The organism is Iamia sp. (genome assembly GCF_035575815.1).
In the GTDB taxonomy this organism is placed as follows: domain Bacteria; phylum Actinomycetota; class Acidimicrobiia; order Acidimicrobiales; family Iamiaceae; genus Iamia.
Map to the genome: position 1 here is coordinate 21984 of NZ_DATLXO010000105.1, position 12008 is coordinate 33991.

Below are 12008 nucleotides of genomic sequence, written 5' to 3' on the forward strand. Positions count from 1 at the left end.
GTCACGTCGCTCCGGGGTCAGGGGTGGGGCGCAGGTCGACGCGGATGTCGGAGCCGACGGGGGTCACCGCGGTGATCTCTCCCCGCCAGATGTCAGCGATGGTCGCCGGACCGGGACCGCCGAAGAGGCCCGGGGCGTCGTCGCCGCCGGCCAGGGCGGGGGCCAGGTACACGACGTAGTGGTCGACCAGGCCGGCCCGGTGGAACGAGCCGGCCACCGTGGCGCCCCCCTCTACGAGGGCTTGGACCACGCCGCGCTCGCCCAGGCTGTCGAGCAGGGCCCCGAGGTCACCGTCGTCGCGGGTCCACTCGGCACACGGGTGGACGCGGGCCCCGTCGGGCGCGCCGCCGAGGACGATGCGCCAGGGGTCGGGCCCCTCGACCAGGCGGGTGGTGAGCGACGGGTCATCGGCGGCGACGGTGCCGGCCCCGACGACGATGGCCTGGCTCTCGGCCCGGAGGCGGTGGGCGTCGGTGCGCGCCTCGGACCCGGTGATCCACTGCGAGGTGCCGTCGGGTGCCGCGGTGCGCCCGTCGAGGGTGGCCGCCAGCTTCAGCACGACATAGGGGCGCCCGGTGCGGCGGTGGTGCAGGTAGGGGTGGAGCTGGTCGGTGATGTCGTCGGCCCGGCAACCGAGCTCGACGGCCACCCCGGCGTCGCGCAGCTCGGCCATGCCGGCCCCCGCGACCCGGCGATCGGGGTCGGCCACGGCGACGACGACGCGGCGCACGCCGGCGTCGATCAGCGCCTTCGAGCAGGGTCCGGTGAGGCCCTGGTGGGCGCACGGCTCGAGCGTCACGTAGACGGTGGCGCCGTGCGTGGCCAGGTCGCCGCCGGCGCCCCGCGCCGCATCGAGGGCGACGACCTCGGCGTGACGCCCTCCGGGAGGCTCGGTGGCCCCGCCGTGGACCGTCCCCTCGGTCGTGACCACAACCGCGCCCACCCACGGGTTGGGCGCGGTGGTGGTGCGCACGGACGCGCCGAGATCGATGGCCATCGCCATGCGCACCTCGTCGGTCGTCTCGGGCACCGGGGCTCCTGGGTCGGGGACTCGCAGGGGCACGGCACGCGCGGACACCCGGGCGGGTGCCGTTCGTTCCTCGCTTCCATCCGGACTGTGACCGTCGGCCCCGGGGTTCCACCGGGTCAGCCCCCCGACCGAGGTCGGGGGGGTCGTGGGCTCTCACCACCGGTCGGGACTTCCACCCAACCCCGCGAGGGAGTGTTCAGTTGTGGGGCCAGCATAGAAGGAGAACGTGTTCTCATCCCCACCCCGAGACGGACGTCACCTGCCGGGCAGAGCGGATCGGCGCGGGGCGATCGCGCCGGCCAACGGCCGTAGGGTCGGGTCCGTGACCGAGCTGCACGGAGCGCGCGTGACCCTCCGGCCGGCGATCGGGACCGACGTCGAGGCGCTGGTGGCGATCCGCTCGACCCCCGGGGTGCGGGCCCGCTGGCGGGGCGATGACCTCCAGACCGACGTGCGCGCCGATGTCTCTTCCACCGACCACCACCTGCTCGTCATCGTCGATGGCGGCCGCATCGTCGGTGGCATCCAGTGGTACCGCGAGGAGGACCCCGACTACCGCCACGCCGGCATCGATGTCTTCGTCGACCCCGCGGTCCACGGGCAGGGCATCGGCACCGATGCGGTCCGGACCCTCGCTCGCCACCTGATCGCCGATCACGGTCACCACCGCCTGGTGATCGACCCTGCGGCCGACAACCCCGCGGCGATCCGCTGCTACGAGAAGGTCGGATTCCGGCCCGTGGGGGTCATGCGGTGCTACGAGCGCGGCCTCGACGGCACCTTCCACGACGGCCTCCTCATGGACCTCATGGCCGAGGACCTGGTCGACTGAAGGTGCCCTGACGATCACCGGACGGCTGATCGGCCGGGACGGGACGACGGTCAGTGCGGGGCGGCCGACGGTCAGTGCGGGTGGCCGCCGGTCATGAGGTCGAGGGCGTGGGGCACCACGTCGAGGACGGCCTCGAGGCACTCGACCGACGCCGAGGTCGATCCCGGGACGTTGAGCACCAGTGACTGCCCGACGGTGCCGGCCACGCCGCGCGAGAGGCGGCCGAGCGGGTTCACCAGGCGCATGGCCTCGGCCAGGCCGGGGGCCGGGCGCTCGATCAGCAGGGACGTGCCCTCGGGGGTGAGGTCGCGGGGTCCGAACCCGGTGCCGCCGCTGGTGACCACCAGCCCCGCGAACCCGGCGGTGGCCCGGCGCAGGGTCTCGGCCACCTCGCCCACACCGTCGGGGGTGACGATCCGGTCGACCACGTCGAAGCCGGCCGCGGTCAGCCGGTCGACCAGAGCGGCGCCGGAGCGGTCCTCGCGCACACCGTCCACGACCCCGTCGGACACGGTCACCACCTTGGCGTCAGGCACGACCCCACCCTCGCAGACCCGCCGCTCCCCCACCACGTCGACCGCGACCGGCCGTCAACGGCGAACCGAGGTCGAACTGGTAACGGATTCGGGGGCTCCCACCCCCAGATCCCCGACCGGTTCGCCCCGACGGCCCCGATGCGTCCGGCCGGGGGGTCACGGCACCTGGTAGCGGTGGATCGCCATGCCGTCGGTGCCGGCCGTCTGGGGCAACAGCAGCGCCCCCCGGCCCCAGGGCACCCACGGGTGGCCCGGCGGGTCGAGGGGCTCGAGGTCGGGCCGGCGCTCGGCGAGGGCGGCGTCGACCCCGGTGGTCTCGGCCGCCGTGAGCGTGCAGACCGACACCACCAGCAGCCCACCGGGGCGGACGAGGCCGGCGGCGGCCACCGCGAGGTCGGCTTGCAGTGCGGCCAGTCGGTCGACCGAGTCCGCCGTGATCCGCCACCGGGCGTCGGCCCGGCGGTGGAGCACCCCGAGCCCGGAGCACGGGGCGTCGACGAGCACCCGGTCGAAGGACCGCGCTGCGAACGGGGGCCGGGTGCCGTCGGCCACCACGGCGGCGACGCGGTCCGCGGTGCCGGTGCGCTCGGCGTTGCCCGTGACCAACCCGACCCGGGCCGGGCGGAGGTCGGCCGCGACGACCCGGGCGCCGGAGGCGGCGAGGGCAGTGGCCTTGCCGCCGGGAGCGGCGCACAGGTCGAGCACCCGATCCCCGCCCGCGGCGTCGACCATGTCCGCCACCCACTGCGAGGCCCGGTCCTGGGTGTAGCCGTCGTCCCGGACGCTGGTCTCCGACGGGGCGCTCATCGACTCCAGGGCGCCCATGGCCCGCTCGGACCCGAGGTCGGCGACGAGGCGCTCGACGATCCAGTCCGGATAGCTGAGGGCAGTGGCGGGGTCCGGGAAGCGTCGGCCGTGCTCGGCGTGGTCGGCGGCGACCTTGCGCAGCACGGCGTTGACGAGGCCGCGGGAGCGGTTCGGGGCCACGTCCACCGCGGTGGCGACCGCGGCGTGGGGCGGCAGGCCGAGGACCACGACCTGGTAGGCGCCGAGGCGGAGGGCAGCCCGGGTCGGCGGGTCGAGCGGGCGCGAGCCGCTGACGAAGCGGTCGACGAGCCAGTCGCAGGCCCGCCGCATGCGGGTGGTGCCGTAGACCAGCTCGGTCACGAGCCGCTTGTCGCGGGCGTCGAGGCCGGAGCGGTCGAGCAGCGGCCCGATGACCAGGTTGGCATAGGCGCCGCCCTCCTCGATGCGCACGAGGGCGTCGAGCGCGACCCTCCGGGCGTCGGGGCGGCGTTCCTCGTGCGGTCCCGCGACCGGGCCGCGGGCCGGTCGCGGCGTCCGGCGCGCGGCGGCGACGGCGCGCTCCTTCTTCCGCTTGCGGCGGGCCGCGCCGCTCTGGCGTTCGGCGTGCCCGCCATCCGCAGCCCGCTCACCCCCCTCCGGGTCGCCGGGCGCGTCGGTCGCCATCAGGCGCCCAGGCGATCGGTGCCGGTGAGGCGGGCGCCGCGCGCCCAGTCGCTCGCGCTCAGCCGGGCTCGGCCCTCGGGCTGGACCTCGTCGAGCACGAGCGCACCGGCCCCGGTCGCGGCGATGACGATCCCGTCGGCCACGGCCACCAGGCCGGGTTCGACCGCCGCGGGGTCGCCCTCGGCCGGCGTGGCCCCCCACACCCGCAGGCGCTGGTCTCGGAACGTGGTCCAGGCACCACCGACGCGCACCACCCGGTCGAGCTCAGGGGCCGACCGGGTCCAGTCGAGGCGCAGGTCGTCGGGCCCGAGCTTGTGGGCGTAGGTCACCTCCCCCTGCTGGGCCACGGCGGCTCCGAGGCCGTCGCGCAGGGTGCGGACGAGCAGGTCGGCGCCGACCGACGCCAGCCGGGCGCGCAGCTCGCCCGCCGTCGTTCGGGGACCGATGGGCACCTCGGCCGAGGCGTGGACGCCACCGGCGTCGAGGCCCGCAACCACCTCCATGACGCAGACCCCGGTGCGGTCGTCGCCGGCGAGCAGCGCGCGTTCGACGGGCGCCGCACCCCGCCAGCGCGGCAGGAGCGAGAAGTGCACGTTGACCATGGGCAGGGCGTCGAGCACCGGGGCCCGCAGGATCTCTCCGTAGGCGACGACGACCCCGAGATCCGCGTCGAGCTCGATCACGTCGTCGACCCGGTCGGTCACCGCCAACCCCAGAGCGAGGGCCGCTGCCTTCACCGGTGTGGGGCTCACCTCCGAACCCCGCCCCCGACGACGATCCGGTTGCGACACGACCAGCGGCACGTCGAAGCCGGCCTCCACCAGCGCCCGAAGCGACGCCACAGCCACTTCGGGCGTGCCCAGGAAGACCAGACGGCGGGGGCGACTCGGGGGCGACGCGGGCACGGGCGCGACGACGCTCAGGGGAGGAGCGAGGCGCCGGCAGGTGTGGCGCCCGCGGGCATGACGCCGGCGACGGACCCCGCGCCGGAACGGGCCAGCAGCAGCTCACGCACGACCTTGCGGGCGTCGCGCTGCTGGTCGTCGTCGAGGCGATCGGTCATGAGCACGCCGTCCAGGTGGTCGAGCTCGTGTTGGTACATGCGGGCTGCTAGCTCGTCGGCCTCCAGGGAGATCTCGTTGCCGCCGAGGTCGAGGCCCACCACGTGCACCACCTTGGGCCGCACGATGTCCCAGTACACGCCGGGCATCGACAGGCAGCCCTCGGAGTAGCTCCACTGCTCGTCACCCCAGGCGACGATGCGGGGGTTGATGATCACCGACGGCTCGGGGTCATCGGGCAGCTGGTACACCACGACCCGCTTGCCCACGCCCACCTGCGGAGCGGCCACCGCCAACCCGTCGGCCCGGTACATCGCCTCGACCATGCCCTCGGTCACCCGGACCAGGGCGCCGTCGATGTCGGTCACGTCCTCGGCCACCTCCCGCAGCACGGGGTCACCGATGATGCGGATCTCGTAGGCGACCATGGGTCGCCAGGGTACCGGCTGGGGTTCGGGAGCCCCGCCGCGAGCGGGTGGGCGCCGAACCCCATGACCGAGGCCACCAGGTCGGCGGCGGGGGTCGGGAGGGGTACCGTGCGCCGTCATGGCGGGCCCGGGTGACCACTACTTCTCGGCCACCCCCGGAGCCGCGTCGAAGCCCCGCCGCGTGGCCCTGCGCCTGGGCGGCGTCGAGGGCGACATCACCCTCGGCACCGACGCCGGGGTGTTCTCCGCCACCGGCATCGACCTCGGCACCCAGTTCCTGCTCGATGGCGGGGCCCGGCCCGGTCCCGACCCCGCGACCCTCGTCGACGTCGGCTGTGGCTACGGGCCCATCGCCATCGCCCTGGCCCGACGCGCACCAGCGGCCACGGTGTGGGCCGTCGACGTGAACGAGCGGGCCCTGGAGCTCACCCGGACCAACGCGGCCGCGGCCGGGGTGGGCGACCGGGTGCGCGTCGCCACCCCCGCCGAGGCCCCCGGCGACCTCGTCGTGGACGGCATCTGGTCGAACCCACCGGTGCGGGTGGGCAAGGCCGCGCTGCACGGCCTGCTGCTGGAGTGGCTGCCCCGGCTCGCCCCCGAGGGCGCCGCCCACCTGGTCGTGGCGCGGAACCTGGGCGCCGACTCGCTGCACCGGTGGCTGGCCGAGCGCGGACACCCCGTGTCGCGACGGGGCTCGCGTCGCGGCTACCGCCTGCTCGACGTGGGCCCGTCGACCGATGCGGGCCCGTCGACCGATGCGGGCCCGTCGACCGATGTGACCTCCTCGACTGATGCCGACCCAACGACCGGCGGGGACGACCCGACCGGGTGACAGCCTCGCCCGCCGACGGCCGGCAGCGGGAGCTCGGTCCATGACCGTGGAGCGGACCGGCGGCCGGTCAGACGACCTCGACGAGGCGCCGGCGCGCGGGCCGGGGGCACTCCTCGTCGACCGCACGTTCGGGCCCTTCTTCGTCGGCACGCTGGTGTCCAACGCCGGCAACTGGTTCCAGAACCTGGCCGCCAGCGTCGTCGTCTACGACCTGACGGGCTCCAACACCCTGGTGGGGTTGGTGAGCATCCTGCAGTTCTCGGCCACCTTGGTGCTGTCCCCCTGGGCCGGGGTGGCCGGCGATCGCCTCGACCGCCGCCGCCTGCTGATCGGGGCTCAAGCGGTGTCCTTCGCCGGGGCCGCCTGCTTGGCGGCGGCCGTCGCCGTGCTCGGCGTGGACGGCCTGGGTGGGCCCCTCCCCGTCTACGCCGCGACCCTCGTGATCGGCGTGGGCTACGCCGCCGCGGTGCCGATGGTGCAGGCCATCGTCCCGCAGCTGGTGCGGCGCGCCGATCTCGACTCCGCCATCGCCCTCAGCTCGGTCACCTTCAACCTGGCCCGGGCCATCGGCCCCGCCCTCGCCGGCGCCCTGATCGCCACCGCCGGCGCGGCGGCCGCCTTCGGCGTCAATGCAGCCACCTTCCTGGTGATGATCGTCGCCCTCCTGGCGATCCGTCCCCGACCGGTCGAGGCGGCCGCCGCGGGCGCCGACCGGTCGATCCGCGCCGGGTTCCGCTGGGTGCGCGACGATCCGGTGGCGGTGCCGATCCTGCTCGCCACCTTGGCCCTGGGCTGGGCGTCGGACCCCGTCAACACCCTCTCCCCCGCCGTGGCCGAGGGGCTCGGACGTTCAGACGCCTTCGTCGGGGCGCTCGTCTCGGCGTTCGGCGGCGGAGCCGCCCTCACCGCGGTGGTCGTCGACCGGGTGCGGCGCCGGATCGGGTCTCGCCGCTCGACCCAGCTGGGCCTGGTGCTCGTGTCGGTGGGCCTGGTCGCCCTGGGCACCACGCCGGTCGCGGCGGGCGCCCTGGTCGCCCTCGCCCTGGCCGGCGCCGGGTTCCTGATCGGCATCACCTCGCTCAACGGCGCCCTCCAACGCCGGGTGCCCGAGGGCCTCCGGGCCCGGGTCATGGCGCTGTGGTCGGTCGCCCTGCTCGGCAGTCGCCCGCTCGCCGCCCTCGTCGACGGCGCCGTCGCCGACCTCGCCTCCACCACCACGGCGCTGATCGTGGCCGGCATCGTGCCGGTGGTGGCCGTGGTGCTCCTGGCCCGCACCGACCTCGATCCCCTCCCCGAGGACACCGCCGAGAGCACTGCGCCGCCGATCGACTGACCGCCACCCCCCCCTGGCTGCCTCGACCGTTCCTCCCGATATTGCGTACCTGAGTCGCGCTGGGCGCGACTCAGGTACGCAAGAGCTAGGGCAGGGGGCCATGGAGCTGATCGTGGACCAGCTGCGGAGCCGACGAGCCCACTCAGCTGCGGCGGGGGTCCACCTCGAGACGGAGGCGGCCGGGAGGGCGGGGGACGGCGGCGAGGGCGTCGCAGAGCACGTCGTGGGCATCGGCGCGGAGGCGCCAGGTGCCGGCGCCGCCCTGGACCTCGACCCCCGGCGGGTGGCCCAGCGCCGCCACGAACGCAGGCGCGACGGCGCCCGACACCAGGGCCACGGCCCGGTACGGGGCCAGGCCGAGGGTCCGCCGCACCTCCTCCTCGACCCGCCGGACCCGGTCCGGATCCGCGTGCAGGGCGGCCTGGAGCACCACGTCATCGGGTCGCCGGGTCTGCACCAGCACCCGACCGTGCTCCTCGCGGCCGCGCACCAGGCGGGCGGCCCGGGCCAGGAGGGCCAGGGCTTGTTCGCGCGCCCGCTCCCGCGGGGCGAGCAGCTCCTGGTCGATGTCGAGGAACGCGACCGCGTCGGCCCGGGCGACCCGGTGCAGGGCCGCCTCGGTGCCGATCACGACCCTGGTGGTGGGCGCCGGGCCGGTGCTGGTCGCGGTGACCTCGTCGACGGGCTCACCGATGAGCGCAGCGAGCTCCTCGCGCAGGCGGCTCACCCCTGGACGCAGCACGCGGACCCTCGTTGTCCCACAGGCGGCGCAGACGACGGGCCGTTCGGCGCCGCAGCGGGTGCAGCGCAGCCCACCCTCCGCGGGCTGGATCATGGCGCCCGAGCACTCGGTGCAGGCGATGATCTCCCGGCAGCGATCGCACGCCGAGAGCCGAGAGCGGCCCGTGCGGTTCACGACGCAGACCACCCGGCCGCCCCGTCGGAGCAGAGCAGCGAGGGGCTCGGTCAGCAGCCCCGCCGCAGGGTCCTCCTCGCGCCGGTCGACCAGCTCGAGTGCCGGCCAGCCCCGACGTTCCTCACCGCGACCAGGCTCGACCAAGGTCCCCCACCGCAACGCTTCGAGCGTCGGGCAGGGCGACACGAGCACGACCGGTGCCTGGGCCCGGCGGGCTCGCTCGACGGCCACATCTCGGGCGTGCCAGGTCGGCGACGACTCCTCCTGGTAGCTGTCGTCGTGCTCGTCGAGCACCACGACCCGACCGAGGCGCGGCACCGGCGCCCAGGCGCCGGCCCGGGCGCCGACCACCGTGCAGCTGCCGGCGGCGGCCCGCGCCCACTCCGACGCGGCCGCGGTCCCGGGCTGCTCGTGGGCCACGCACGCGACCGGCAGCCCCGAGCGGCGCAGGCGGGCGGCGAGGGTGCGGGCCTGGTCGACCGAAGGGCACAGCACCAGGGCGTCTCGGTCCGTCGCCAGCGCACCGAGGGCGGCGACGACCAGGGCGTAGCGATCGGCCGCCGGCGGCAGGCGCAGCACGGCCCGGGGCAGGCCCAGGGCGGCGTCGACGGTCGCGCCGGCGGGCACCGTGATCGTGGACGGGCGGGGGCCACCCGGGGACGGGCGGGGGCCATCCGGGGACGGGAGGCCCATCACCCGTCCCGGCGGCGACGCGGCGACGAGCAGCGAGCGGCGGCGCCCGGCCCAGCGCCACGCCGCCCACGTCGAGAGCAGGACGAGCTCGGCCGGCGGGCCCACGCCGGTGACCCGGGCGATGGGCTTCAGCTGGACGCCGGGGGGAGGTTCGACGTCGACGGCGACCACCCACGCCCGGACCCGCCGGCCGTGCAGGTCGACGCGCACGATCGTGCCCACCTCCACCGCCTCGTCGTGGCGCGCCGGGAGGAGGTAGTCGAAGGTCTTGGCCAGGCCGGCCACGTCGGGCACCACCCGCACCACCCGGTCGCGGTTCGGGTCGGCAACGGGCATCGAGCGAAGACGAGGTCCCGCCACCGCAGGCGACGACGGGGCCCTCGCGAGCTACAGGCCGAGGGCGGAGGCCACGGCGTCGACGCGATCGGTGTTCTCCCAGGGGAAATCACCGGAGCGCCCGAAGTGGCCGTAGGCCGCGGTGTTGGCGTAGATGGGCCGACGCAGGTCGAGGTCGCGCACGATGGCCGCCGGGCGGAGATCGAAGATGTCGTCCACGGCCTTGGCGATCTGGGTCGGGTCGACCCGCTCGGTGCCGAACGTCTCGACCAGCAGCGACACGGGGTGGGCCACGCCGATGGCGTAGGCGACCTGCACCTCGACGCGCTCGGCGGCACCGGCGGCGACGAGGTTCTTGGCGACCCAGCGCGCCGCGTAGGCGGCGGAGCGGTCGACCTTGGACGGGTCCTTGCCCGAGAACGCACCGCCACCGTGGCGGGCCCAGCCGCCGTAGGTGTCGACGATGATCTTGCGCCCGGTGAGGCCGCAGTCGGCGTGGGGACCGCCGAGCACGAACGTGCCGGTCGGGTTCACGAACACCCTGAGCTGCGGGCTGGCCATGCCGTCGGGAAGCACCGGGTTGATGACCTGCTCGATGAGGTCGGGCTTGATGGTGCTGTCGACGTCGATGCCCGGGGCGTGTTGGGTGGAGATGAGCACGGTGCTCACGTCGACGGGCTTGCCGCCTTCGTAGTTCACCGTGACCTGGGTCTTGCCGTCGGGACGCAGGTAGGGCAGGGCCCCGGCCTTGCGGACCTCGGCGAGACGCTCGGCGAGGCGGTGGGCCAGCCAGATCGGCAGCGGCATCAGGTCGACCGTCTCGTTGGTGGCGTAGCCGAACATCATCCCCTGGTCACCCGCGCCCTGGCTGTCGAGGTCGTCCTCGCCGGAGCGGCCGGTGCGGGTCTCGAGGGCGGTGTCGACGCCCTGGGCGATGTCGGGCGACTGCGGATCGATGGTCGTGATGACGCCGCAGGTCTTGCCGTCGATGCCGTACTCGGCGTTGTCGTAGCCGATGCGTACGATCGTGTCGCGCACGATCTTGGGGATCTCGACGTACGCGGTGGTGGTGATCTCGCCGGCCACGAGGGCCAGGCCGGTGGTGACCAGCGTCTCGCACGCCACCCGCGCCATGCGGTCCTCGGTGAGGATGGCGTCGAGGATGGCGTCGGAGATCTGGTCGGCCATCTTGTCGGGATGGCCCTCGGTCACCGACTCCGAGGTGAAGGTGAAACGCGTCACTGGTTGGTCTCCTTGGCTTTCTGGGTGCGGGTCTGGGGCGGCGCCACGGTGCCCCGGGCGACGGGAGGGCGCAGGGCCACCACGGCATCGATCACGGCCCGGGCGACGGTGCGCTTGTCGCTGAGGGGGACATCATGGTCGATGCCACCCCCGGAGACGAGCACCACCTGGTTGGTGTCGTGCTCGAAGCCGACCCCGGGGGCGCTGACGTCGTTGGCGACGATGAGGTCGAGGCCCTTGCGCACGAGCTTGGCGCGAGCGTTGGCCCGCACGTCGTCGGTCTCGGCGGCGAAGCCGACCAGCACCTGGCCGGCGGGCTTGGCCGCCCCCAGGTCGACGAGGAAGTCGTGGGTGGCCTCGAGCGCAATGGTGGGGGGGCCGTCGTGCTTCTTGATCTTGCCGGCGGCGGGGCGGACGGGACGGAAGTCAGCGACGGCCGCGGCCATCACGATCACCTCCTGGTCCGGGGCCCGGGGGACGACGGCGCCTTCCATGTCGGCCGCGCTCTCGACGGTGACCACCTCGGTCACGCCGGGCGGCACCGGTCGCGGAACGGTGGTGACGAGGGTGACGCGGGCACCTCGGGCGGCGGCCTCGGCGGCGATGGCGTAGCCCTGCTTGCCCGACGAGCGGTTGGTGACGACCCGCACCGCGTCGATGCGCTCGCGGGTGCCGCCCGCGGTCACGAGCACCGGAACGCCCTCCAGGTCGCGGGGGACCAGGGTCAGACGAACGGCCGCGACGATGGTGGCCGGGTCGGCCAGGCGCCCGGCACCGATGTCGCCGCCCGCCAGGCGCCCGTCCTCGGGCGGCACCACGACGACGCCCCGGCGGATGAGGGTGGCCAGGTTCTCCTGCACCGCCGGGTGCTCCCACATCTCGGTGTGCATGGCGGGTGCGAGCACGACCGGGGCGCGCGTGGCGAGCAGCGTCGCGGTCAAGAGGTCCGCGGAGCGGCCGGCCGCGTAGTCCGCGAGCAGGCGGGCCGTGGCCGGGGCGACGACGACGACATCGGCAGCCTGGCCCAGCCGGGTGTGCGGTATCGGGTCCGCGTCGTCAAAGAGCGACGTGCGGACCGGCTCACTGGCGAGGGCCGAGAAGGTGGTGGCCCCGACGAAGCGCAGCGCTCCCTCGGTGAGCACCGGCGAGACGTGGGCCCCGGCGTCGACGAGGCGCCGGCAGAGCTCAATCGCCTTGTAGGCGGCGATGCCGCCGGTGACCCCGAGCACAACGCGCTGCCCAGCGAGGTCGGGCGCGCCCGAGGAGGGAGGATCGAACGGCATCGAGGTCGATGGCCCG

10 protein-coding genes, 1 pseudogene and 1 riboswitch are annotated in these 12008 nt (G+C 75.0%); of the genes and pseudogenes, 3 read left to right on the top strand and 8 right to left on the bottom strand.

Annotation, left to right across the window (positions count from 1 at the left end; genetic code table 11):
• Position 1 precedes the first annotated feature (1 nt).
• Positions 2-1030, bottom strand: coding sequence for a bifunctional diaminohydroxyphosphoribosylaminopyrimidine deaminase/5-amino-6-(5-phosphoribosylamino)uracil reductase RibD (gene ribD, locus VNL12_RS11155; RefSeq protein ID WP_325594521.1), 1029 nt, complete (start codon positions 1028-1030; stop codon positions 2-4).
• A 64-nt stretch (positions 1031-1094) separates the two neighbouring features.
• Positions 1095-1224, bottom strand: a riboswitch (FMN riboswitch).
• A gap of 128 nt (positions 1225-1352) precedes the next feature.
• Between ribD and VNL12_RS11160 the strand changes: the two genes are divergently transcribed.
• Positions 1353-1862 (top strand): GNAT family protein, encoded by a 510-nt coding sequence (locus tag VNL12_RS11160; protein WP_325594523.1) that lies wholly within the window; start codon positions 1353-1355, stop codon positions 1860-1862.
• Between the two features lie 71 nt (positions 1863-1933).
• Here the strand turns inward: VNL12_RS11160 and VNL12_RS11165 are convergent, their stop codons facing one another.
• From VNL12_RS11165 to def, 4 genes are all read right to left on the bottom strand, one after another.
• Positions 1934-2398, bottom strand: a complete 465-nt coding sequence (locus VNL12_RS11165) for a MogA/MoaB family molybdenum cofactor biosynthesis protein (RefSeq protein WP_325594525.1) — start codon at positions 2396-2398, stop codon at positions 1934-1936.
• 156 nt (positions 2399-2554) lie between these two features.
• Entirely contained in the window at positions 2555-3868 is a 1314-nt protein-coding gene (locus VNL12_RS11170; protein ID WP_325594527.1) for a transcription antitermination factor NusB, read from the bottom strand.
• Positions 3868-4773: a methionyl-tRNA formyltransferase gene (fmt, locus tag VNL12_RS11175; RefSeq protein ID WP_325594530.1), complete on the bottom strand. Its 906-nt coding sequence runs from the start codon at positions 4771-4773 to the stop codon at positions 3868-3870. The genes VNL12_RS11170 and fmt overlap by 1 nt, the downstream gene beginning before the upstream one ends.
• Positions 4774-4787: 14 nt before the next feature.
• The gene (gene def, locus VNL12_RS11180) at positions 4788-5357 is read right to left on the bottom strand and encodes a peptide deformylase (RefSeq protein ID WP_325594532.1); all 570 of its coding nucleotides are present in this window, start codon (positions 5355-5357) and stop codon (positions 4788-4790) included.
• A 118-nt stretch (positions 5358-5475) separates the two neighbouring features.
• Between def and VNL12_RS11185 the strand changes: the two are divergent.
• Both VNL12_RS11185 and VNL12_RS11190 read left to right on the top strand, forming a co-directional pair.
• Positions 5476-6081, top strand: a pseudogene (locus VNL12_RS11185) (class I SAM-dependent methyltransferase); the annotation flags it as partial.
• Positions 6082-6229: 148 nt separating this feature from the next.
• Complete coding sequence (locus tag VNL12_RS11190; protein ID WP_325594536.1) at positions 6230-7522, top strand: MFS transporter; 1293 nt, start codon at positions 6230-6232, stop codon at positions 7520-7522.
• Positions 7523-7664: 142 nt separating this feature from the next.
• Here VNL12_RS11190 and VNL12_RS11195 read toward each other — a convergent pair whose 3' ends face one another.
• The 3 genes from VNL12_RS11195 to coaBC are packed head-to-tail and all read right to left on the bottom strand — an operon-like array spanning position 7665 to position 11992.
• Complete coding sequence (locus VNL12_RS11195; protein WP_325594538.1) at positions 7665-9467, bottom strand: hypothetical protein; 1803 nt, start codon at positions 9465-9467, stop codon at positions 7665-7667.
• Between the two features lie 51 nt (positions 9468-9518).
• Positions 9519-10709, bottom strand: coding sequence for a methionine adenosyltransferase (gene metK / locus VNL12_RS11200; protein ID WP_325594540.1), 1191 nt, complete (start codon positions 10707-10709; stop codon positions 9519-9521).
• A complete protein-coding gene (coaBC, locus tag VNL12_RS11205) occupies positions 10706-11992 on the bottom strand; it encodes a bifunctional phosphopantothenoylcysteine decarboxylase/phosphopantothenate--cysteine ligase CoaBC (protein WP_325594542.1) in 1287 nt (428 codons plus the stop codon). Before coaBC ends, metK begins: the two co-directional genes overlap by 4 nt.
• Positions 11993-12008 lie beyond the last annotated feature (16 nt).

Bases quoted from the DNA above. Each gene is read 5' to 3' on its own strand.
- def (WP_325594532.1), bottom strand. From the start codon at position 5,357: ATGGTCGCCTACGAGATCCGCATCATCGGTGACCCCGTGCTGCGGGAG.
- VNL12_RS11195 (WP_325594538.1), bottom strand. From the start codon at position 9,467: ATGCCCGTTGCCGACCCGAACCGCGACCGGGTGGTGCGGGTGGTGCCC.
- coaBC (WP_325594542.1), bottom strand. From the start codon at position 11,992: ATGCCGTTCGATCCTCCCTCCTCGGGCGCGCCCGACCTCGCTGGGCAG.
- VNL12_RS11170 (WP_325594527.1), bottom strand. From the start codon at position 3,868: ATGGCGACCGACGCGCCCGGCGACCCGGAGGGGGGTGAGCGGGCTGCG.
- VNL12_RS11190 (WP_325594536.1), top strand. From the start codon at position 6,230: ATGACCGTGGAGCGGACCGGCGGCCGGTCAGACGACCTCGACGAGGCG.